Here is a 23,236-nt window from a genome sequence, read left to right as displayed (position 1 = left end):
TCCACCGCATCATCCGCACCCTGATTGGCCGCCGTGAACTCGTACCCGCTCGGTCGGCTTACCGTCACTGTGTACGTCCCCGGAGCAAGGTTGTCGAACCGATAGAAGCCACCGCTACTCGTGGTCGTGGTCAGGTTGACCGCTACGCCGGCACCGGTTGTCCCATTCAATGTCACGGTCACGCCATCAATCCCTAGCTCGCCGGTATCGTGCACGCCGTTGCCGTTCGTGTCTTCCCAGACCAGATTGCCCACGCTGGCCGGCCGATACAGACCGGCGTCCCACGTCAGGTCTTCCTCGCCCGACACCAGTACCGTCGCGCTCATCGCGCCAGTGGTCGGATCGGCGTCCGAATCCACCGCATCATCCGCACCCTGATTGGCCGCCGTGAACTCGTACCCGCTCGGTCGGCTTACCGTCACTGTGTACGTCCCCGGAGTAAGGTTGTCGAACCGATAGAAGCCACCGCTACTCGTGGTCGTGGTCAGGTTGACCGCTACGCCGGCACCGGTTGTCCCATTCAATGTCACGGTCACGCCATCAATCCCTAGCTCGCCGGTATCTTGCACGCCGTTGCCGTTCACGTCCTCCCAGACCAGATTGCCGACGCTGGCCGGCCGATACAGACCGGCGTCCCACGTCAGGTCTTCCTCACCCGACACCAGCACTGTGGCGCTCATAGAACCGGTAGCCGAATTGGTCACATCCGAGTCGACCGCATCGTCGGTACCCTGATTGGCCGGGGTAAACTCGTACCCGCTCGGTCGATCCACTGTCACGGTGTACGTCCCCGGCGCAAGATTGTCGAACAGATAGAAGCCACTACCATTAGTGGTGGTGCTGCGGTTGACCGCCACCCCCGCGCCGGTCATCCCGCTCAGTGTGACCCTCACGTTCGCTACTCCCGGCTCACCGATATCTTGGATGCCGTTGCCGTTCGTGTCTTCCCAGACATAGTTACCAATGCTAGCCGGCCGATACGCGCCTGCATCCCACGTAGTGTCGGTCTGACCACTCGTGAGCGTGAAGTTTGCAGTGCGATCGGTGGTTGGATTAGCATCCGAGTCCACCGCATCGTCAGTGCCCTGATCGGCGGCGGTGAAGACGTAGCCGCTCGGCAGGTTGCTGAAGATAAGGTAGTATTCATCGGGCACAAGGCCGGTGAAGCTGTACGAACCATCAGCGGCAGTTGTAGCAGTTCCGGCCACTGAACCATCAGCACGGTAGAGGGTGACGGTCACACCGCCGATCCCCGCCTCGCCGGTGTCTTGCACACCGTTGCCGTTGCGATCTTCCCAGACGAAGTTGCCGACGCTGGCCCGGTTAAAGACACCCATATCCCATGTCGGGTCGTTATCGCCGGCAGCCAGCGCGATCACCACCGTCTGGCGGGTAACCGGATCGGCGTCGCTGTCGATCGTGTTGTCGCTGCCCTGATCTTGCGGGCTGACATCGGTGTAGCCGGAGGGCAGGTCAAAGCGGACATAGTAGTTGCCGGGGATCAAGTAGCTGAAGCCGTAGATCCCGCTAGAGTCAGTGGTCGTAGTCGCTACCGACACATCATCACCACCACCGATATTTCCATCAGCACCGACGCTGAACAGTTTGACGATAACGTTGTTAATCCCAACCTCTCCACCATCTTGGATGCCGTTAGCATTCAGATCGTGCCAGACGCGATCACCGAGGCGAGCATGGCGGAAGAAGCCAAAGTCAACCGTCAGGTTGCCGTTGTTGCCATCACCATCATTGGTTGGCTCGTTACCACGGCTTAGCGTGATCGGCAGGCTATCGACGTTGCCGCCGGCGCCGGTCGTACCGTTGTCGTCGTTATCAAGGTTGTTATCGGGGTCTGGCGTCGCCATACCTTCGTAGGGGCCATTAGCGCTGCCGTTCGTGCCGGTGCTCGAGACGAAGTCGGCCAACGGTTGGCCCGTCGCGAACTGGCCGGCCGGAATACGCACGATGTAGTTGCCTTCAATCAGATCACTGAAGGTGTAGAGACCGCCGCCTGCCGTGGTAGTAGAGGCGACAAACTCACCTGCATCAACCTGACCGTTGCCGTTGCTATCGAGGTACAACTCGACGTGCACGCCGTCGATGCCGGGTTCACCGGTCTCGAACTGACCATTGTTGTTTACATCGTTCCAAACCAGATTACCGAGCGTCAACGGCTCAAAGAAGCCGAAGTCGAGAGTCAGGTTGCCGTTGCTGTCGTCGCCATCGGTGGCCGGCTCGAACGACGGGTTAAGCGTGATCACACCACTGACCACATCACCGCCGGTCTGATCGGTACCGTTGTCATCGTTATCCGCGTTATTGTCGGGATCAGGCGCCGGCTCATACGGGCCGCTTGCGGCACCGTTGCTACCGGTGCTTGAGCGATGGCGGTAGAGCGGCTGACCCGACACAAAATTACTCGCCGGAACCACGACGATGTAATCACCCTGCTCAAGACCGGTGAAGAGGTAATTGCCGTTGACATCGGTGGTCGTGAAGGTGACGAACTCGCTGGCATCAGGCTGGCTATTGCCATCACCGTCACGATAGAGTTCAACCCGGACGTTGGCAATACCACTCTCACCACTATCAACTACTCCGTTATCGTTGGTGTCGTACCAGACCAGATTACCGAGTGTCAACCGCGGGTAGAGACCGAGATCCCACGTCAGGTCGTTGTTATTGCTCGTACCGAGTGTGATCGTCGTAGTGCGCAAGGTTGCCGGATCGACATCCGAGTCGACTGCATTATCAGCGCCCTGATCAAGCGGGCTAATGGCGTACTGCGCTGGAATGTCGCTAAAGACCAGATAGTACGAACCGGCGATCAGGCGGTCGAAGAGGTAGCTCGTCACCGCCGTCGTCGAGGTGCGCGTAATCGACTGGATGCCCGGCGTTACCGGATCGCTGTCGAGCGGCTGGTTGGTCGTGGCATCGTAGATGGTGATGGTAATTCCGGCAATATTTGTGGTTTCGCCGGTATCCTGAATCCCATTACCATTCACGTCTAGCCAAATCCGATCACCTAGCCGTGCATCGTCAAACAGACCAAAGTCAATTGTCAGATTGCTGTTGGCATCGATGGCCGGATTGGTCATGCCGGTCGGTAATGTGGTATCAGGCTCATTGATCGGCAGCAAACCAACCCGCACCGCAAAGACTGGGCTACGTTCGCTATTGCCGGTTTGGGTACCGTTATCGTTGTTATCGGTCAGGTCAGTATCGGGATCAAGACCCGGTTCATACGGACCACTTGCCATACCGTTAATGCCAGTGCTCGACACCAGTGATGCGTTAGAGGCGACTTGAACGGCATACTGACCGCCATCACGCAAGCCACCGAAGAAGTAGCGTCCGCTATTGCTGGTAGAAATGGTTATTATTGCCGTCGTCTCCAAACCGTTGATCGTGCCATTACCGTCGGCATCATAGAGCAACTGCACCTGAATACCATCTAGACCAGTCTCAGCCCCATCTACCACACCATTGTTGTTGGCATCAAGCCACACCCGATTACCGACAGTCAAGCTGTAGAAACCGAAGTCAACCGTCAGATTGGTGTTGCTGTCACCATCTTCAGCGGTTGGTTCGTCGTCAACGCTCAGGGTGACTGCCCTGCTCACGACCGGCCCTGAACTGTTCGTCATCACTCCCACATTTGGCCCGATACCGTTGTCGTCATTATCGTTATCGTTATCAGGATCGGTCGTGTCGGCGCTGTCGTTGGCATTGCCACCATCGCTGCTACGGAAGAAGCGGAGAGGAGCGTCGTATGGACCAAAGTTACTGGCCGGAATGACGACGAGGTAGTCATCGGGGGCAAGGTTGTCGAAGCGGTAGAGACCGCCGCCGGTAGTGGTGGTCTCTGCCACCAGTGTGTCAGTACCGCTATCGTAGACGCCGTTGCTGTTGACATCACGGTAGAGCTGCACTGTCACATTATTGATACCGGGTTCGCCCGCATCTACTGCGCGGTTGTTGTTGTAGTCGTGCCAGACGAAGTTGCCCAGCGCCAGCGGACGGAAGAAGCCGAAGTCAACCGTCAAGTTACCGTTATTGCCATCGCCGTCGTTGGTTGGCTCATCTTGCGAGCGCAGGGTAATCAGGACTGCGCGCACGTTGCCGCTCCCGTCAGTAGTACCGTTATCGTCGTTATCGACATTATTATCGGGATCGGGCGTCGCCATACCTTCGTAGGGGCCATTAGCGCTGCCATTAGTGCCGGTGCTGGAGCGGAAGGCCGGTATAGCGCCGCTCGGCCCTAGCACCCCGCCGGCGGCAAAGTTGCTGGCCGGGATCTCGACCAGATAGTTGCCCGGATCAAGGTTGGCAAAGGCATAGAACCCGCCGCCGCTGGTAGTGGTCGTTGCCACCGGCGTATTTTCAGCCGGATCGATCGATCGTGCCGCTGCGATCCGCGTCGTAGTAGAGGTTGACGGTCACGCCGTCAATGCCGCTTTCGCCGACATCGAGCATGCCGTTGTTATTCACATCGTTCCAGACCCGGTTGCCGAGGTTGACCAATTGGTAGAGGCCGGCGTCCCACGTCTGGTCATTCTGGCCGGCCACCAACGTGATTAACGCAGTTGCACCGCTCGTCCGGTCGGGATCGCTATCGGTTGCATCATTACCGCCCTGATCGCGCAGACTGCGCACATAGCCAGTTGGCAGATCGAAGACCAGATAGTAGTTATTCGCCGGGATCAGATAACCAAACCCATACACACCGGAAGCATCGGTGTTGGTACTGGCAATCGGGCTATCGCCGGCACTTTGGCCGGGTGTGCCGTCATCGTCACGGAAGAGCTGGACCTGCACCCCACTCACTCCCGTCTCGTCACCACCGTCCTGCACGCCGTTGGCGTCGCGGTCGAACCAGACCAGATTGCCGAGGCTAGCCGGGCGGAAAAGACCGAAGTCAACGGTAAGATTACTGTTCTCGTTGCGCGCCGGATCGCTCATCGCAGCGGGGAGCGGATCACTCTCATCAGTCGGCTCGCTGTTGGGACGCAACTGCACAACGGTACTACGCACAACGCTGCCACTCTGCGTACCGTTGTCATCACTGTCGGTATTGTTGGTATTGGCATTGGGCGCCGGCTCGAAGGGGCCGCTAGCGCTGCCATTCGTGCCGGTGCTCGATACATAGCCGCTCGGCAAGACCACCTCAACCACATAGTCGCCCTGCACTAAGCCGCTGAACAGGTAGTAGCCGCCGTTGCCGGTAGTCGTGGTTGCCACGGGTATGGTCTCACCGGAGTCGCTGACATCTCCATCACCGTTGAGATCACGGTAGAGACGCACGGTCACGCCGTCAATGCCATCCTCACCGGTATCAAGCAGGCCATTGTTATTGACATCGTCCCACACCCGATTGCCCAATGAGAGCAATTGGTAGAGACCGGCGTCCCACGTTGGATCATTCTCGCCCGACTCCAGATCAACCGTGATCGTGGTGGCTGTTGCGCTCACCCCACCGGGTACGTCCGAGTCGGTCGTATCGGTGGCTGCCGCCGCGTCACCTACCGTAAAGCCGTAGCCGTTCGGACGGGTAAAGCGGACGCGGTAGAGACCGGGTTGCAGGTTGGTAAAGCTATAGCTACCGCTGCCATTGGTGGTAGTCGTCGCCGCCGTATCATCAGCGGTGCCAAAGGTGCGGTCGCGTCCGGCCCCAATCAGCGCGACGGTTACATTGTTGAAGCCGGGTTCGCCTGTCTCTTGCACACCGTTGCCATTGAGGTCTTCCCAGACCAAATCACCTAAGCTGGCTGGAATGACCAGACCGGCATCCCACGTCAGATCATTCTCACCCGACTCAAGCGTGGTGGCGATCATCATGCCGCTGGCGTCAGCATCGCTATCGTTGGTATCGTTCGCTCCGGCCACCTCACTCGCCAGAATATCGCGGTAGGTAAAGACCTCACCACTCGGCGCCGTGACGGTGATCTGGTACGTACCCGGCGCGAGATTGGTGAAACTGTAGAGGCCGCCGCCGGCAGTGGTAGTGATCTGGTTAACCACCACACCCACACCGGTTGTTCCATTTAGTGCCACGACGACACCATCAATCCCTGCTTCACCGGCGTCTTGCACACCGTTGCCGTTCGTATCGCGCCAGACCCGATCACCAATCGTAGCTGGGCGGTAGAGACCAGCATCCCATGTTAAGTCCTCCTCAGCCGATTCAAGAGTCGTTGTCGGCATAGCACCGGCAATGTTCGCATCGGAATCGCCGATATCATCACCCTGATCGGCAGTGGTGAAGAGATAGCCGAGCGGTGCTGTTACCGTAATGGTATAACTCCCCGGCGTAAGGCCATCAAACGAGTAGAATCCGTTTGAGTCGGTTTGAGTCGTCATTGTCACGGCATCGCCAGCACCAGTCGTGCCGGTTAATGTCACGGTGACATTTGGAATCCCCGGCTCGCCGGCATCTTGGCGGCCGTTGCCGTTGCGGTCTTCCCAGACGAAGTTGCCGATGCGCGCCAACTGGTAGAGACCAAGATCGTACTGCGGATTATCCCCAGATACTGGCGTGAAGGGCGCCGTCTCAAAATTGTCGTTGGCATCGCTATCGAGCGCATCGTCCCCACCACGATCTTGGAGGCTACGAATATAACCGATCGGAATCTCACTGAAGCGAATCCGATAGGTATCCGGGAAGAGATTGGTGAACTGATAGAAACCGTTGAGATCGGTGTAGGTGACATCAACGACGGTATTATCGCTGTTACGTAGCAACTCGACCCGCACGCCGGGAACACTGGTCGTTTCGGTCGCATCCTGGATACCATCAGCATCGAGATCGATCCATACCCGATCGCCGACCGTGATCGTCTCGAAGATACCGGCATCGACAGTTTGATTATTGTCACCCGATACCAGTCGGATAACGCCGGTGCGTCCATCGAGCGGGTTGGCATCGCTATCGAGCGCATCGTCGTTGCCCTGATCAGCGCGGGTGAATGAACGATTGGCCGGCAGGTTATCAAAGACGACGTAGTACTCTCCCGGCAACAGATTGTTGAACAGATACAGGCCGTTGATATCAGTCGTTGTGGTCATCACCGGCGTGGCGCTGCCGGGCCGGTAGAGGCGCACCCGCACCCCCTGCACACCGCTCTCGGTCGCATCCTGAATCCCATCCACATCGGCGTCGAACCAGACATAGTTGCCGAGGCTGGCCGGGTTGAGCACACCCATATCGAGACTGAGATCAACTGCGCTCGACACCAGTTCAACAATCGGTGTGCGACGGTTGGCATCGACATCGCTGTCGGTCTCGTTAGTAGCAATGGCTGCATCAGGCGGACTCAGCAGGCTATAGCCGGGAGTAGCACCAAACTGAACAAAGTAGCGACCAGGAGTCAAATTGTCAAAGCGGTAGAAACCGTTGCTATCGGTGGTCGTACTACCAACCAACACATCATCACCTGTACCGGCCACATCATCGGTACCGGGCCGATAGAGTTCTACTGACACATTTGCCACACCCGGTTCGCCACCATCTTGACGGCCATTGCCATTGAGGTCGTGCCACACCCGGTCGCCAATGCTGGCCAACTGGTAGAGACCAAGGTCCCAGCGCAGATCGTTCTCGCCGGCGCTCAGGGTGGTCGGCACGGTCAAGAAGGTCGTTGGATTGACATCCGAGTCCGCATTATCGTTCGTACCCTGATCCTGCGGGCTCACCACAAAACTGGCAGGCACGACGAAGCGTAGATAGTAATTACCGGCCAACAGATTGTCAAAGTGATAGAGGCCATCAACGTCGGTGACAGTGGTGTTGAGTACATTACCTGAGCCGTCGTAAAGCACGACCTGCACACCGGGCACACCGGCCGTCTCGTTGGCATCCTGGATACCGTTGGCATTGAGATCGAGCCAGACCCGATTGCCGATGCTGGCGGTTGGCACAATACCGAAGTCCCATGTTGGATCATTCTCACCGGGTACGAGCGTCGTCATTATGGTCTGGTGCGTCACCGGATCGGCATCGCTGTCGAGCGTATCATCGCCTTGGTCACGCGGACTAGCACGGTAGCCACTGGGTAAGCTAAACTCAACGTAGTAATCATCGGGAACGAGATTGGTGAAGGTATAGACACCACTGCCATTAGTGGTGGTCATCGCCACCGGCACACTGCTGCCGGGCCGGTAGAGGCGCACTTGCACACCACTCACCCCCGGCTCGCCGGCATCTTGAGTCCCGTTGTTGTTCGTATCACTCCAGACCCGATCACCAATGGCGGCAAAGACAAACAGACCCATATCCCAGTCGAGATCGTTCTCGCCTGGAGCAAGATCGATTAACGCAGTGCGGCGGGTGGTAAGGTCAGCATCGCTATCGGCAGCGTCGTTCGTCCCCTGATCGGTCGCTGTGACCGCGTACCCAGCCGGCGGCGGGCCAAACTGGACAAAGTAGCGACCGGGGGGTAGATTGGTGAAGCTATAGTTGCCACTGCTGTTGGTCGTCGTCGTCGCCACCAACTCATCGTCGGCCGTGCCGGCGAGGCCATCGTAGCCGGGCCGGTAGAGGCTCACCTCTACCCCGTTCACCCCCGGCTCACCGGCATCTTGGATGCCGTTGTAATTGAGATCGTTCCAGACCCGATCGCCAAGGCTCGCCAGCGCCGCCACCAAACCAGCATCCCAGCGCAGGTCGGTCTGATTGGCGGCCAGCGTAATCAACGTCGTAAGACCGGTTGCATCAGCATCGCTATCGAGGGCATCGTTCGACCCCTGATCGGGCGTGGTGAAGCTATAGCCGATCGGCAGATCGCTAAAGCGCACCCGGTAGGTACCAGCGTCCAGATCGGTGAAGCCATAACGGCCGGCGCCATCGGTCACGGTAATGGTTGGTTGCACACCGGGAGTCGCCGGGTCGCTATCAATCGAATTGCCGCTGCCATCGAGCAGCTCAACCGTCACGCCGGGCACGCCGGGTTCGGCGGCATCTTGGATGCCGTTATTGTTGGTATCGAACCAAACCCGATCACCAAGCGCAGCGCCACGGATAAAGCCGAAATCGAGGGTCTGGTTGCCGTTAGCATCATCGCCGTCGTTTACCGGCTCGCTGCCCGCCGCGAGGGTAATCGGCAACGAGCGCACCATGCCGCCGATCAGATCGCCGTTGTCGTCGTGGTCAACATCGTTATCGGGATCAGGCGTCGGATCATTGCCGCTGCTGGTGGCATGCCGAACAACGCGCCACCGGGAGCAAAGTTGCTGTCATCAACCACCACAATGTAGTTACCGGCGGCCAAATTGGTGAACTGGTAATAGCCGGCTTCACCGCCAACCGTCATCGTCACCGAATTGCCAACATGCTCGCCGGGATCAGGCTGGCCATTGTTGTTGAAATCGCGGAACAGGCTTAACGACACGCCATTAATGCCGATCTCGCTATTGGCCGGCTCGTAGCGGCCATCGTTATCGCGGTCGTACCAGACCCGATTGCCCAACCGGAGCATGCCGGACGACGCAATCAGACCGGCGTCGCGGCTACGGTCGAGTTGATTGGCTGCCAGCGTAAAGACGGTCGTGCGGCCGGTCGTCGTATTGGCGTCTGAATCAACCTCGTCGTTGCTGCCGGTATCGGCCGTGGTGAAGGTAAAGCCAGCAGGCAAGCCAAATTCGATGTAGTAGTCGCCAGCACTGAGATCGCTAAAGATGTAGTAACCGGGATTGCCCAGGAAATCGTCGGTGGTGACAGTGGTGGCCACCAGCGTATTATCCGAGCGATAGAGCCGCACGGTCATACCATTGACGCCCTCGCTGGGAGGTTCATCCTGAATCCCATTACCATTGCGGTCAATCCAGACATAATTGCCAACCGCCGTCACCATCACCAAACCGACGTCCCACGTATCATCGTTCTCGCCTGCAACCAACTCGGTCACAGCGCTATAGCGGGTTGCCGGCTCAATATCCGAATCGACCGTATCGTTGGCACCCACATTCGGCGTGGTAAAGCCATAGCCGGCCGGTGGAGTCACGCGGATGTAGTAATCGCCGGGCGGAATATCGAGTGGGTCAGAGAAGAGATAGAACCCGGGGTTACCGTCATTATCCGGGCCAGAGATAGTAAAGCCCACCCAACGATCACCGGTACTCGGCCCGGTTATACCGTCGTTATCTTGGTAGAAATCGATCCGAGCACCGTTCACGCCGACTTCACCGGTGTCTTGCACTCCGTTCAGATTAGCATCGAGCCACACATAATTACCATACGACGGGGGCAACACCGCACCGCGCCTAATCCCAACACGCGGTGGTTCGGCGGCGAGGAGCGGATCACCATTGATGGTAAGGGCACGGTAACCAAAGGTATTCCACGCCACCTCGTCAGGAGTACCACCGACCGGCGCCCGCATCGGCCATGTCAAAATAACCGAATCACCTGGATAGAGAATCCGATTCCCGAAATCGATGCGGATCGAACGGACAGTTGTAATATCAGCGGGCGGGACCGTCGACCACTGCGGATCAACACAACCGGGGGCATCTATTGGATTACCATCAATATCGGTCAGGCCCAAATCCGGATTACGACAAGGATTGTTAGTAGTGCTGTAGTAGACCGTCGCACCGTCGGGCACACTGATCGGACCGGCCAAATAGGGCTGCCACTGGCTACCACGCGATTCGGTAAAGCGCACCACACCGACATCACCAACCCACGGCAAAATATCGATCAAGACCAGATTGGTCAGTGCCACCGAGTTGGTATTAGTGATAATCAACTTATAGTCGGCCATACCGCCCGGCGTAGTCTGACCAACATCAGGATCGCGCGTCCAATCGGTATCGAGCTGACCCAACACCCACTTGGCCGAACTAGCAGTGGCTGCTGCCGCCAAACTCAAGCTGGTAATCGATGAAGAGCAGATCAACTCGGAGATAATACCATCGCCATCTAGATCAAAAGTATCGGGTACTTGTTGACTACACTGATCGATAAAGATTTGGCTGGGCGGATTGGCAAAACTTGCCAATGACGCCGTATTCGTAATCATCCCGGCAAGCGTAGCCGGATTGATTCGCGCTTGAAATCGAATCGTAAACGACTGACCGGGCGGCAAGCTATAGCTATCCCACCGCCAACGCAAGAGCATACGACCGGTACCGTTGTAATTCTCAATTGCCTCAAACACCGGAGCGGGTGCGCCGGACGGACTCGAAACCACCGACCAGCTACCGGCTACATAGCTCAAACTTGGCACCAACAGATCGGCTAACACCGGATTCGCCAGTGCCGCCGCTGAAGTACCGATTTGGATATTTTGTAAGGTAAGCGTGTACTCTACCGTATCGCCGGCATAAGCAATGGTCGGATTAACCGACTTTCCAACCACCGCACGCGCACCGGGTTCGATGATACGGGTGCGTGCCTCACTCACGCGCGTGGAGGTAAAGCCATTAAACGTATATGCACTCGTCGCCTGATTGACGATCACCGCATTGACGGGGCTGGCGGTCACAACGGCGCTGAAACCGTGACCGGTGGCGCTAAAGCCAAACGGCAGCGGATCAAGATAGCGCCAGCGGATAGCAGTAATCTGCTCGCCGACGCCAAGCGTCAACGTACTACACCCACCACCGGTCGTCGGCGCAATATTGATACAGTTCGTTGTGGTAAAGGGACTACCGGGCACGGGGGTAAAGGTTGAGTTAAGATTCGTTGTGTATTCGAGCGCAACCCGGATACCAGTAACATTCCCACCATCGACGGTGATGCGAGTCACCTGCAATTCGGGCGGTACCGGATCGGTAATAACCACATCAGTCAAAGCTGTCGTACCGGTATTAACCGCGTTGAGGGTGTAGGTTACCGTATCGCCGATCAGCGCCGTCGTTGGACCACTCTTACTCGAACCTAAGCCAGGCGTGGGCGGTTGAATCCGCCGAACATCATCATCGGTCAAGGTTAAGGTAACCGAACCGGCTTGTGCTGTCACATCTACGACATTGCGCACCTCGGTACCAACGGAAAATGTTGTCGCGGGGAAGAGCACCGTCACCGTGCGGGTAGCGCAGAGACTGCTCGGCACAGTCAGGCTGGTCGCCGGCCATGTCACCGTATTCGTACCGCTATTGTAGGCACCGCCATCTGAAGCACTCACGAACGTCGCGCCGGCGGGTAACGTATCAACAATTTGAACATTCGTGAGATTCAACGACCCCAGACCACTATTCGGAATACAGACCTGCACCTGATAGGTTGTCGGCACATCAGGCGCACCGCCGGACACAAACGTCTTCGTCGCCACCGCCCGCGGTTCGGCACGCGCCGTGATGGTCAACGGATTGGAGAGGCGAGGTGGTGCCGTTGTCGAGCGCATCTCGGCACGCAAAGTAGCCGTCGTACCATCAGGAGTTGAACCGGCAGGAAAGCGAACCCGCAGCTCAAGGCGACCACTATCACCGGCACTGAGAGGGGCAGTAAACGTCCACGTTGCAGTCCGGGTAGCCGGATTGTAAGCCGTCGTTGTTCCGGTACCCAGCACCTGCACATCACCGACGGCACCGGCCAACTCAGGCGGAATAACAGCAGTCACCGTTGCATTCTCGCACGGCGTATTGATCACGCTCGAACAGCTATAGTCAACTTTAATCACCGCCCATTGACCACTATCAACAATGGGAAAATCGGTGCTGAGCATCACACTGACGGTAGCGTTCGCAAAGGCAATCGTCGGCTGTAAACCGCTAGAAACGACAGCGATGACGAGCAACAAGCTTACGAACGAGCGACGAAGTGCGGCGATGTTGGTCCACATAAGCTTAGATTCCTTAAGTAAGCAGACACAGTACTTCGGGTATGGCCGAAGCTACACCGAAGGCCTATCGTAAAATATACGCTTCCGGCGAACCACAGCATTACCAGATGGAACTCATCGTAGCAACCGAATCGGTGAGGATACATCGAACAAACGACCGTATTACACACATAGTGTGAAGAGCAGTACTACCTCTTTGCTTACCGCCGAACTACCATCGGAACAGCAAGAGATGCAACGGAAAGAAGCGGTTTCGCCGCAACAGAACCTTCCTAACCACAACATCAGGGCTGCACAGGGTCGTATGTCTCGCTTGCTTCCTACCAGGCAATAAATTTTTCCGATGCGTAAAGAGTTCGCAACCGTATCACAGATGACCTGGCAAGGCAAATAGTTTCAAATACAACACAATTGAGAATCATGCTCATTTATTGAAACTTCAGCGATATAATCACCTTATTTAGAGAGAAACACAATACGAATCAATTATTAATCCCGCCAAAATTTTGACATATATGCAACAAATCAAGTTTGACAAGCTAATGCACAACTTTTGCAAATATTGCACACCACTGTAATATATGCTATACTCACGGCGTAAAGAATATCCCAAATGCCTCATAGAGCTACAGGAAGCGCTGTCTGCTTTTGCGATCAAGTAGGAACAGGTACTGTCCGAAAAAAGTAGTTCAGATTCTGCGCTACAGGTTCAATCGCCTCGCCTAATCAGCTAGAAAGGTGTGCGCAATGGGTCTGCTCCGTTTCGCCGTCAAGACCTTTCGCCTCTCGCTTATGCGGGTAGGCGCCGGATGGATGTTCGCCCTTCTTACTTTCAATTTCAATCGCGTGACCATTGCTGACCTCGGTGCAATGGCGGTGATCGTCACCACATTGATCGGACTACACCACTTCATTTCATTCTTCCAAGTCTACTGGGGCCGATTCACCGACCGTTACCCGATATTTGGCTTGCGACGAACACCTTACGTTATCCTCTCAAACATTGGCGCCGCACTGATTTTTATGGCACTTCCCAGTATTGCCATTGGCCTCGGTGAGCGCTCACTGCTCGCGACGATTGAGGCATTTGGGTTGATCTTCCTGTTCGGTGTGCTGATGGCGATGAACGGCAGCTCGTCGAACGCTCTTATCGCCGAAGTGACAACCCCCAAAGAGCGCGGCGCGGTGGTTGCGTTTATCTGGGCGACGGTGATTATCAGTGGAATTGTCTCGGCAGGCGTGTCGCGGGTGATTATGCCACAATACTCACCTGAATCGATGCAATTCCTCTACAACCTTACCCCGATTATCGTTACAGTGACCGTCCTGTTAGGCGTAATTGGTCTTGAGAAGCCAATCTCAAAGGAAGAGCATCGCAAGTTGTTACTGGCTGCCCCGGAAAAGGGTGAGGCCGGCCCACTCGGGACGTGGCGGGTAGCTACGAGTCTGATGGGACACAACCCACAAGTGCGCGGATTCTTCCTTTTCGTATTGCTGGCGATTTTCGGTATCTTCCTGCAAGATGCCATTCTTGAGCCGTTTGGTGCTGAAGTCTTCAATATGCCACAAAAAGACACCGCTGCTTTCCAACAGATGTGGGGTGCCGGTGCGCTCCTCGGCATGCTGGGCATTGGTATCTTGTCGAGCGTCTTCTCGATTCAGAAGAAGACCATCGCAACGCTCGGTGGCCTCGGTGTAGCCGGCGGTTTGGCGTTACTCATGATTTCGGCCATGACCTACCATCGCGAGATTATTCAACCGGCCCTGTTCATTATGGGGTTGGGTATCGGCTTCTTCAACGTCGGCACACTCGCCATGATGATGGAAATGACGGTTGAAGGTCAGACCGGCCTGTATATGGGGATGTGGGGCATGGCTCAAGGACTGGGTAACGGTTTCGCAAACGTTGTGAGCGGCTTAGGGCATACGGTCATGATCGAAAGTGGCCTCGTCTCGCCCGCCACCGGCTACGCCCTCGTCTTTGGCTTCGAGGCCTTGTTGATGGTGCTAGCTATCGGCATCTTGCGTGGCATTTCGGTACAGGAGTTCAAGGGCCTTACCCGGCAAGATATTACAACGACATTGGCAATGGACACGGCCTCTTAAGTAGCTGCAATCGTATTGCTTGGCGCGGAGATATGCTCCGCGCCACTGGAAAATCGACTACGCATGGCATTAGAGATTACTTTTGACAAGATCGCCGATGTCTACGACGCCCAGCGTGCGCACCCACCGGCAGCAGCCACCGCAATCGGTCAAGCGATTGTTGCCCAAACCGGAATCGGGGCGAAGGTGTTAGAAATCGGGATTGGCAGCGGGCGCATTGCGCTACCGGTAGCGGCAGCCGGTACGCGCGTGATCGGGATTGATGTTTCAACCGGGATGCTAACAACGGCACGCGAACGTGCCCAACAGGCCGACGTGCCGTTATGGTTGATCCGAGCCGACGCACAAGCATTACCGTTTGCGACAGCGGCTTTCGATGCAGTTCTCGCTGTGCATGTCTTGCACTTGTTGTCCGATTGGCGGACGGCGCTCGCCGAGATGGTGCGCGTGGTTAAAACGGGTGGACTGATTATTCAAGGGGTTGACTGGCGTGACCCGACATCATGTGTTGGCTTGTTACGCAGCCAACTACGACAAGCAGTGATGGATCTCTTACCCGGTTCGCGACCACCCGGAGCCGGGGCGGCGGTTAATCAGCATCTGGCAAAACTAGGCGTATCTGTTGGCGACCCAATTGAAGCAGCCCGTTGGCAACGCTCCATTAGCCCGGCGGAAGTGCTGGCCGGTATGGCCGCCCGCATCGACACCGAAACGTGGGCATTAAGCGATGAGATACTGCAAGCCGCTATCGAACGAGTGCAGGTATGGGCAGAACACCGGTGGGCAGACCTCAACGAGCCACAGGTCGTTGAACATCGGTTTCTCCTGACGGTAGGGCGTGTGGCATAGGAGTGTCGTGGTCGTCGTGGTCAAGGTGGAGGAAGATAATGTACACTCCTGAACAACTCGAACGACGAAATCGCTCACCATGGACGAAAGCCCAATTTATCTTGGCCCCTATTCAGTTTATCGTCTTTATCATCAGCTTTGCCCTGGTTATCCGGTATCTCGCTACCGGTGAGGGATACTGGATTGCAACCATCAGCGTCTGGATCAAGATTGCGCTGATTTGGGCACTGACCATCACCGGCATGCTGTGGGAACACGATATCTACGGCAAATACTTCATGGCGCCCGAATTCTTCTGGGAAGACTTGGGCAACCTGATCGCCATCATTACCCATAACGCCTACTTCGTGGCAGTGTGGCTCCACCTCGATAGCCGCACCGTGATGTGGGTGATGGTCTTTGCCTACGCCACCTACCTCTTCAATGCCGGTCAATTCCTCTGGCGCGGCATCCGCTCGGCCAAAGAGCGACGTCTGCTTGAGGCGCAATTGCGCGCTCAGGCATCAGGAACAGCAAAGGCGCAGTAACAACGATGAGGTTGCGGCACACCTAATGGCCGTGTCGCTCAGCGAGATTACGCTCCGGCGTACTAGAAAGCGGAATAGATTGTATGCCGATCAAATCGCGTGCAGTAGTTATTCCCAAGCGGAACACCATCGAAATTCGGACGGTGCAGGTCAATGAGCCAAAATCGGGCGATGTGTTAATCAAGACGGCATTTACCTCGATTAGTGCCGGTACCGAACGCATGCTGCTCGATGGCCGCCTCCCTCAACCCCAATTGCTCTTCCCGGTCGTTCCCGGCTACGAGACCGTGGGGCAGGTTGTGCAGGTAGGCAGCAAAGCACCGAAAGAGTTGCTTGGCCAGTGGGTGTATATCGGCGGTGCGCGGTGCTTCCGGGGAGTGAATGCTGCGTGGGGTGGGCAGAGCGAATACATCACTGCCGAGCACGAGCGGGTGGTACCACTGGGAACGATAGAACCGGCTACCGGTGTTCTCCTGGCGCTGGCGGCTACTGCCTTGCACGGTGTGCGCATCGGCCAGATTCGACGCACTGACCGTGTTCTCGTGTTGGGGCAGGGGATTGTCGGCCAACTGGCGGCCCGGTTGGCAAAATACGCCGGCGCGCAACACGTTGCCGTCGCCGATCGGGTGGCGGTACGGTTGCAGGCTAGTCAAGCTGATCAGGTGATCGACGTGACCCGCGAGTCGCTTGATGAGGCCATTGGTGAATCGAAAGTGGATGTGCTGATCGAGGCGACCGGTTCGATGGGAGCGCTGTCGGGAGCATTACCGTTGCTCGCGAACCATGGTCGGGTGGTATTACTCGGCTACTACGATCATATCAATATTCCCTACGCACCGGTTTTTATGCGCGAAGCACAGATTCTGGTCGCGCGTGAGTGGGAGTTTGGCCCCGATGGTGACCTCCCGCGGGTACGTGACCTGCTGGCTAATGGTGAATTGAAGGTGGATGGTCTGCTTACCCATTATGTCCCGCTTGACCGGATCCAAGCTGCGTACCGACTGGCACTGGAAGATCCGGCCTGCCTCAAAGTGGTGGTCACGTGGCCTCAAAACGGGGCGGCTGAGTAATATGACACCGCATGGAATGGAGAAGTAACGAACAATTGCCTGAGCGGAGCGACGACGCCTAGAAAGAGAAACAGCACATGCCTGCGCATCCCAAGCAGAAACAGACCAGTACAACCGCCCGGATGCTAGCCGTTTACGGCAAAGGCGGTATGGGAAAGTCGTTCTTTACTACCAATCTGGTCAGCAAATTGGCACTCTTGGGAAATAGGGTACTCCAGCTCGGTTGCGATCCGAAGCACGATAGCTGTAATGCTCTCTTCGGAGGAGTAAGCTTACCCACGCTTGGCGATGTCTGGCGTGAGTTTAAGGAAGCTGGGCGAGAAGATGAATTGGCCCCACATCACGTCATCTTTAAGACGACCATTATGGACGGAGCAGCAACCGTCTACGGTTGTGAGATCGGTGGTCCTGAAGTCGGACGTGGTTGTGGTGGACGCGGCATCACGTTCGGCTTTGATATGCTCGAAAAGTTCGGTCTGAGCCAATGGGCGCTCGATTTTGTCGTCATGGACTTTCTGGGCGATGTCGTGTGCGGTGGTTTTGCAACCCCCCTCTCACGTTCGCTGGCCGAAGAGGTCATTATTCTCTGTGGCAACGACCGCCAAAGCCTTTACGCAGCGAACAATATTGCCAGTGCGGCTAAGTACTTTGCTAGCATGGGTGGACGGACGAAACTCCTCGGCCTGGTCGTTAATCGTGACGATGGCAGTGGCGTAGCTGCTCGCTTTGCCGAGAAGATTAACTTACCGGTGTTGGCAAGTATTCCCCTCGACCGCACCGTGCGTGAACTGGCCGACGCTTGTAAACTCGCTTTGCAAGAACCTCGCTTTGACGCGATTTTCGACCGCTTGGCCCGCCAGATCATTGACCGCACGCTACCGGAAGTAAAAATGGAAGAAGTGCAGCCTCTCGCCTACAAAGAGTTTTTGAGTGTCTTTGGTGCGGAGGAGCCGGACATCGTACCCGATGGGGCGAGTGCCGAAGAGTTGTTTGGTGGGCAACCACAGCGGAAATCGGCACCGGTGATAACACTAGGTCTGATGGAGCGCGCGGTGGGCGACAAACCCGACATGGATGCACCAACCCGAATGGTGGTCAAGCGCTTACTCAACGAACTCGGTATGTACGTTACGGAAGCCAACCACGATCCCAAGAAAGGAATGACGCTCACCGTTGATGGCTACACCACCATTTGCATGGGGAGCGCTGACGATCTCGATAGTAAGATTGCCATTCTGGCTGCGTTAAAACGTTCGGGTGAGCAATTCCGTTATGTCGATTTACGCCGACCGGCTAGCCCATTCTACCGCTAACCGAGCGATTTGGTTGTAACCGTTGGGTGGATGATGGAGGTAAGTAATGCGGCTGCACCTTGCGACCAAACCGACCGAATATCGAGTTGCGCCGCTCATCCTGCGTGTACGTTGGTGGATCGAGGGATGGATTTGGCGCTGGGGCGAAACGGCAGCAACCTTGCACGCCAAAAGCCCTGATTTGCAACATCCACTATGGAGGCGGTGATGAACGGAACCGATATCATCCCTGATCTGAAAGAGCTTAGCCGTCTCCTGATCGAGCGGATGCGGGTAAAACGCCGCCCGGTTGCAATTACCTATTGTTATGACGGACCACCACCGGGATACGAGCCGGCCAATGTAGTCGCTTGTGCCATCGTGCGTGAAGCCGAACAGGGACGCCGAGTGTATATCGACGCAGAGCACCACGATTGCTGGGTCGGTCAGTACCACCTTGGCTTCAACCCCAATCCGGGGCCGTACATTACCGAGGGCATCTATCTGACCGATGCACAGGGCTTTTACACGCCGGAGGCAGCAGCTTGCAACAAACGACAAAGCTATTCGTTACCGGCCGGAATGATTAAAGCCTTGGCAGCGGCACCGCTCGATGATGTACCTGACGGTGTGCCGGTCGATCTGATGGTATGCGTGGTTGATCCGCAACGGGCAATGCAAATCGCCGGCGCTGCTAGTGTGCGGATCGGGACATTTCCGGTCGGTGAGTTAGGTGCTAGTGCTTGCGCCTCGATTTTTGCAGCCCCATGGCACACGAAAAATTCAGTTTTTGCCATTGGCGATGGCGGCGGACGGATGCATAACCGGCTCGATCCGAGTGAAATGTTCGTTTCCATCCCGCGATCACATTTGCGCTACGTGGTAGAATTAATAGAGAACTTCCGCATTGATCCACAAAAAATGCGTGAAGTGATTATGCCATCGTATGCCGCAAAAGCTAAACAGCCGCGAGAGGAGTGAACACTATGCCTAGCGGACTCGGAGAAGCCACCCAAATGATCGGTCCGTTGACGCCGGCAATCCTGTGTTGGGCCTGTTTGATCCTAACCGTTCTTGGTCTCGGTCTCACGTTCATCTGGACGAATGTCACGGCCTACGCTCGTCGCACTCGTAACGGGCGGAAACCGACGGCGGGATCGGTGGTCAAGTCACAACGTTAATCGGCCCACAGCGGGATCAGGGCGTACCCGTCGCATACAGCAGAGGGTTCGTTTATCTGTCCCGCCTACATCGGGGTTGATGGGTTGGGCGGGCATGTGCCCGCCCATACATTTTGTAAAGGTGTTGCGCAATGAACAATGAACACGACCAAGTAGTCACCACCGAAGAAGTATCGAGCAATGGGCAAGCGCCCGCGACGAATGCTCCGATACCACCCTACCCGTTTGTTGCCATTGTTGGTCAAGCTGAATTGAAGTTAGCGCTGTTGCTTTGTGTGGTCAATCCAACCATCGGTGGTGTGATGGTGATGGGCCACCGTGGTACCGCCAAATCGACATCGGTACGGGCCTTAGCAGCCATGCTACCGCCGATCAAGGCAGTGGCCGGCTGCCCGTATTCGTGCGCACCAGATCGGACAGCCGGTCTGTGCGATCAGTGCCGGGCGATTCCTGCTCAGAAGGGTAAATCCAAGAAACTGAGTGTGATCAATATTCCGGTGCCTGTCGTTGATTTACCACTCGGTGCAACGGAAGATCGGGTGTGTGGTACGCTCGATATTGAGCGTGCGCTAACGCAAGGAGTACAGGCGTTTGCTCCGGGCCTGCTGGCACGCGCCAATCGTGGGTTTCTTTACATTGATGAAGTGAATTTGCTCGAAGACCATTTGGTTGATGTGTTGCTTGATGTAGCCGCTTCGGGGGTGAATGTCGTGGAACGTGAAGGGGTGAGTATCCGCCACCCGGCACGCTTTGTGCTGGTAGGATCGGGCAACCCCGAAGAAGGTGATCTGCGACCACAATTACTCGACCGCTTTGGCCTCCATGCCCGCATCACGACGATCACCGATGTGAATGAGCGGGTCGAGATCGTCAAACGGCGCCGTGAATACGACGCCGATCCGTTTGCCTTTGCTGAGAAGTGGTCGAAAGAGACCCAGAAATTGCAGCGCAAGATTAAGCAGGCGCAACGTCGCTTGCCCGATGTCGTGTTACCCGATCCGGTGCTCTACAAAATCGCCGAATTATGCGTCAAGCTTGAAATTGATGGTCACCGTGGTGAGCTCACATTGGCCCGTGCCGCTACTGCTTTGGCTGCATTAGAAGGGCGTAACGAGGTGACGATACAGGATGTCCGCCGCATCGCAGTGCTCGCGCTACGTCACCGTCTCCGCAAAGATCCGTTGGAGACCCAAGATGATACTGTCCGAATCGAGCGAGCGGTAGAAGAGGTGTTAGTGCCGTAAGTGTGATGGCGATACGCATCCTGCCGCAATCCTTTCATCCTGTATGGACTGCGGCAGGCATCCTGCTGCAATCCACATAGCCAGGCACGTTACACCGTAGGAGGAATCGCATCTGGCAGCGTGACGAACAACAACGATCACGCTGACAGGAGTACATTATGGTACAAAGAGTGAAAGAACTACCGACAGGGCCACTTCCCTTCACGGCAATTGTCGGCCTCGAAACAGCCCGACAGGCTCTGCTCCTGTTGGCAGTCGATCCGCTACTGACCGGTGTCGCGATTGGGGCAGGAGCAGGTACCGGTAAGAGTGCGTTGGTACGCGCCTTTGCACATATGCTGGCCGGAGGACGTGAGTTTGACCCCACCTTACCCTGCAATTTGGTCGAGATGCCGATCGGCGTGAGCGAAGACCGGCTCTTGGGCGGGATTGACATTGAGGCGACGCTGGCCCTCGGCGAACGGGTGCATCGCAGCGGGTTGCTGGCACGGGCCAACGGCGGCTTGTTGTACGTTGATAGCGTCAACTTGCTCGACGATAGCACGATCAACCACATTCTCGGTGCGTTGGATAGCGGCGTAGTGCGGGTCGAGCGAGAAGGAATATCCGTTGTGGAACCGGCCCGTTTTGTGCTGCTCGTCACATATGACCCGGCGGAGGGTCCTCCCCGTCGCCATTTGCTCGACCGCCTAGGGTTGATCGTAGCGCCGATCGGTAAAGCACCGGTGACGACGCGGGCCGAGGTTGTGCGTCGCAACCTCCACCCCCCCCTTGATTACGAAGATGATGAGGCGCTGGTGTTGGCCGGCATTCTGGCGGCACGTGAATTATTACCGAACGTCACCATTACCGATGATCAGATTCGACAATTGAGTCTGACCGCACTAGCATTAGGGATCGAAGGGCACCGGGCCGATATGTTCGCGGTGCGGGCAGCCCGGGCAGCCGCCGCACTGGCCGGACGTGATGAGGTGAGTAATGAAGACCTTGAGCTGGCCGTGCGGTTAGTGATGCTGCCGCGTGCTACACGGTTACCAGAAATGACACCGGCAGAATCCCAACCACCACCACCAACCCCAGAACCGGCCCCACCACCACCGAGTCAACAACAAGAGGACGACGAGCAGAACAATGATGACGATCAACCACCGACGCCACCAGACGAAGAGCTGACAGTCGAGGATCTTATCCTGGCGGCAATGGATACAGAAGTACCGCCGGACATCCTCGAAACGCCGTTTACCGTGCGCCGACGTGGGCGGAGTGGTTCACGTGGTACTATTTCCGGGCAACGCGGTCGCCATATTCGTTCGGTACCGGGGAGTCCGGCTCAGGGACGGCTTGATGTCATTGCCACACTCCGTGCCGCCGCACCATGGCAACGACTACGAGCGAGCGACCATCCGCAACATCAGCATCGGCGTGGACGAATTCATCTACGTGCTGAAGACTTACACATCAAGAAATACCGTTCTAAGGCAGGGACACTCTTCTGTTTTCTGGTTGATGCCAGCGGTTCAATGGCTTTGCACCGCATGCGACAGGCGAAAGGCGCCGTCAATGCACTCTTGCAGCAAGCCTACGTCCACCGCGATCAGGTGGCGTTGCTGGCTTTCCGTGGTGAGCGGGCCGATCTGCTCCTTCCTCCATCACAAAGCGTCGAGCTGGCAAAACGCGCCCTCGACGTTTTGCCAACCGGTGGCGGCACCCCACTCGCAGCGGCACTCCTGGCGGCATACCAGATCAGCGAGCAAGCACGGGCGCGTGGTATCTTCCGCACCACCATTGTGCTGATCACCGATGGGCGACCCAATGTACCGCTTAAGGCCGACCCCACGATGGACAAAAACCGCCGGCTTGAACAAGCTCGTCAAGAGGTGCAGCAACTGGCCGGTCGGCTGCGCGCTGCCGGTGTCGGTGCTGTGGTCATTGATACCCAGCGCAGTTTCGTTTCACGGGGTGAAGCACAGCAATTGGCAGCTTGGCTCGGTGGGCGCTATGTGTATCTGCCAAACGGACGAGGGGATCAGATTGCGAATGCCGTCATTGCTGCTAGCGAAGAGATGTAGTCCCGTGTCATCAAACCAGAACCTGTGACACATAACAACACCGGCAACGATGATCGTTGCCGGTGTTCGTGTCCCCGGCAGGCCGGCCAGTAGAGGGAAGGAGGAGAGTGGAAGAG

13 protein-coding genes are annotated in these 23,236 nt (G+C 56.6%); 10 read left to right on the top strand and 3 right to left on the bottom strand.

What is annotated here, in order from left to right; genetic code table 11:
• From ACP5OT_RS09670 to ACP5OT_RS09660, 3 genes are all read right to left on the bottom strand, one after another.
• Nucleotides 1–4,373, bottom strand: a 4,373-nt coding sequence (locus ACP5OT_RS09670) for an SdrD B-like domain-containing protein (RefSeq protein ID WP_428131990.1), incomplete at its 3' end; no start/stop codon positions are given.
• A gap of 10 nt (nucleotides 4,374–4,383) precedes the next feature.
• On the bottom strand, nucleotides 4,384–9,114 hold the full coding sequence (locus tag ACP5OT_RS09665; RefSeq protein WP_428131988.1) for an SdrD B-like domain-containing protein: 4,731 nt from the start codon (nucleotides 9,112–9,114) through the stop codon (nucleotides 4,384–4,386).
• An 8-nt stretch (nucleotides 9,115–9,122) separates the two neighbouring features.
• Nucleotides 9,123–12,782 (bottom strand): SdrD B-like domain-containing protein, encoded by a 3,660-nt coding sequence (locus ACP5OT_RS09660; protein WP_428131985.1) that lies wholly within the window; start codon nucleotides 12,780–12,782, stop codon nucleotides 9,123–9,125.
• A gap of 747 nt (nucleotides 12,783–13,529) precedes the next feature.
• On the opposite strand from ACP5OT_RS09660, the gene ACP5OT_RS09655 reads away from it, so the two are divergent.
• From ACP5OT_RS09655 to bchD, 10 genes are all read left to right on the top strand, one after another.
• Entirely contained in the window at nucleotides 13,530–14,888 is a 1,359-nt protein-coding gene (locus tag ACP5OT_RS09655; protein WP_428131983.1) for a BCD family MFS transporter, read from the top strand.
• Between the two features lie 63 nt (nucleotides 14,889–14,951).
• A complete protein-coding gene (locus ACP5OT_RS09650; protein ID WP_424675674.1) occupies nucleotides 14,952–15,737 on the top strand; it encodes a class I SAM-dependent methyltransferase in 786 nt (261 codons plus the stop codon).
• A 38-nt stretch (nucleotides 15,738–15,775) separates the two neighbouring features.
• On the top strand, nucleotides 15,776–16,264 hold the full coding sequence (gene bchF / locus ACP5OT_RS09645; RefSeq protein WP_428131981.1) for a 2-vinyl bacteriochlorophyllide hydratase: 489 nt from the start codon (nucleotides 15,776–15,778) through the stop codon (nucleotides 16,262–16,264).
• A gap of 83 nt (nucleotides 16,265–16,347) precedes the next feature.
• The gene (gene bchC / locus ACP5OT_RS09640) at nucleotides 16,348–17,334 is read left to right on the top strand and encodes a chlorophyll synthesis pathway protein BchC (RefSeq protein ID WP_015941834.1); all 987 of its coding nucleotides are present in this window, start codon (nucleotides 16,348–16,350) and stop codon (nucleotides 17,332–17,334) included.
• 77 nt (nucleotides 17,335–17,411) lie between these two features.
• Entirely contained in the window at nucleotides 17,412–18,647 is a 1,236-nt protein-coding gene (locus ACP5OT_RS09635) for a chlorophyllide a reductase iron protein subunit X (protein ID WP_424675672.1), read from the top strand.
• 46 nt (nucleotides 18,648–18,693) lie between these two features.
• A complete protein-coding gene (locus tag ACP5OT_RS09630; protein WP_424675671.1) occupies nucleotides 18,694–18,855 on the top strand; it encodes a hypothetical protein in 162 nt (53 codons plus the stop codon).
• On the top strand, nucleotides 18,855–19,607 hold the full coding sequence (locus tag ACP5OT_RS09625; protein ID WP_424675670.1) for a DUF169 domain-containing protein: 753 nt from the start codon (nucleotides 18,855–18,857) through the stop codon (nucleotides 19,605–19,607). Before ACP5OT_RS09630 ends, ACP5OT_RS09625 begins: the two co-directional genes overlap by 1 nt.
• Nucleotides 19,608–19,612: 5 nt before the next feature.
• Nucleotides 19,613–19,807 carry a hypothetical protein gene (locus ACP5OT_RS09620; RefSeq protein ID WP_287904522.1) on the top strand — a complete coding sequence of 65 codons (195 nt, stop codon included), beginning with the start codon at nucleotides 19,613–19,615 and terminating at the stop codon, nucleotides 19,805–19,807.
• 131 nt (nucleotides 19,808–19,938) lie between these two features.
• Complete coding sequence (gene bchI / locus ACP5OT_RS09615) at nucleotides 19,939–21,051, top strand: magnesium chelatase ATPase subunit I (RefSeq protein WP_424675669.1); 1,113 nt, start codon at nucleotides 19,939–19,941, stop codon at nucleotides 21,049–21,051.
• A gap of 158 nt (nucleotides 21,052–21,209) precedes the next feature.
• Entirely contained in the window at nucleotides 21,210–23,120 is a 1,911-nt protein-coding gene (gene bchD / locus ACP5OT_RS09610; protein ID WP_424675668.1) for a magnesium chelatase ATPase subunit D, read from the top strand.
• The last annotated feature ends 116 nt before the right edge of the window (nucleotides 23,121–23,236 follow it).

This window comes from Chloroflexus sp. (assembly GCF_049970315.1).
Taxonomy (GTDB): Bacteria; Chloroflexota; Chloroflexia; order Chloroflexales; family Chloroflexaceae; genus Chloroflexus.
Note: the sequence above shows the minus strand (reverse complement) of the source record. Positions and strands in the feature narration are given on the sequence as shown.

Coding starts and splice junctions, on each gene's coding strand:
- ACP5OT_RS09665 (WP_428131988.1), bottom strand. CDS start 9,114: ATGGTGCGCTCGTTGCCGATTACCCTCGCGGCGGGCAGCGAGCCGGTA.
- ACP5OT_RS09660 (WP_428131985.1), bottom strand. CDS start 12,782: ATGTGGACCAACATCGCCGCACTTCGTCGCTCGTTCGTAAGCTTGTTG.
- ACP5OT_RS09655 (WP_428131983.1), top strand. CDS start 13,530: ATGGGTCTGCTCCGTTTCGCCGTCAAGACCTTTCGCCTCTCGCTTATG.
- ACP5OT_RS09650 (WP_424675674.1), top strand. CDS start 14,952: ATGGCATTAGAGATTACTTTTGACAAGATCGCCGATGTCTACGACGCC.
- bchF (WP_428131981.1), top strand. CDS start 15,776: ATGTACACTCCTGAACAACTCGAACGACGAAATCGCTCACCATGGACG.
- bchC (WP_015941834.1), top strand. CDS start 16,348: ATGCCGATCAAATCGCGTGCAGTAGTTATTCCCAAGCGGAACACCATC.
- ACP5OT_RS09635 (WP_424675672.1), top strand. CDS start 17,412: ATGCCTGCGCATCCCAAGCAGAAACAGACCAGTACAACCGCCCGGATG.
- ACP5OT_RS09630 (WP_424675671.1), top strand. CDS start 18,694: ATGCGGCTGCACCTTGCGACCAAACCGACCGAATATCGAGTTGCGCCG.
- ACP5OT_RS09625 (WP_424675670.1), top strand. CDS start 18,855: ATGAACGGAACCGATATCATCCCTGATCTGAAAGAGCTTAGCCGTCTC.
- ACP5OT_RS09620 (WP_287904522.1), top strand. CDS start 19,613: ATGCCTAGCGGACTCGGAGAAGCCACCCAAATGATCGGTCCGTTGACG.
- bchI (WP_424675669.1), top strand. CDS start 19,939: ATGAACAATGAACACGACCAAGTAGTCACCACCGAAGAAGTATCGAGC.
- bchD (WP_424675668.1), top strand. CDS start 21,210: ATGGTACAAAGAGTGAAAGAACTACCGACAGGGCCACTTCCCTTCACG.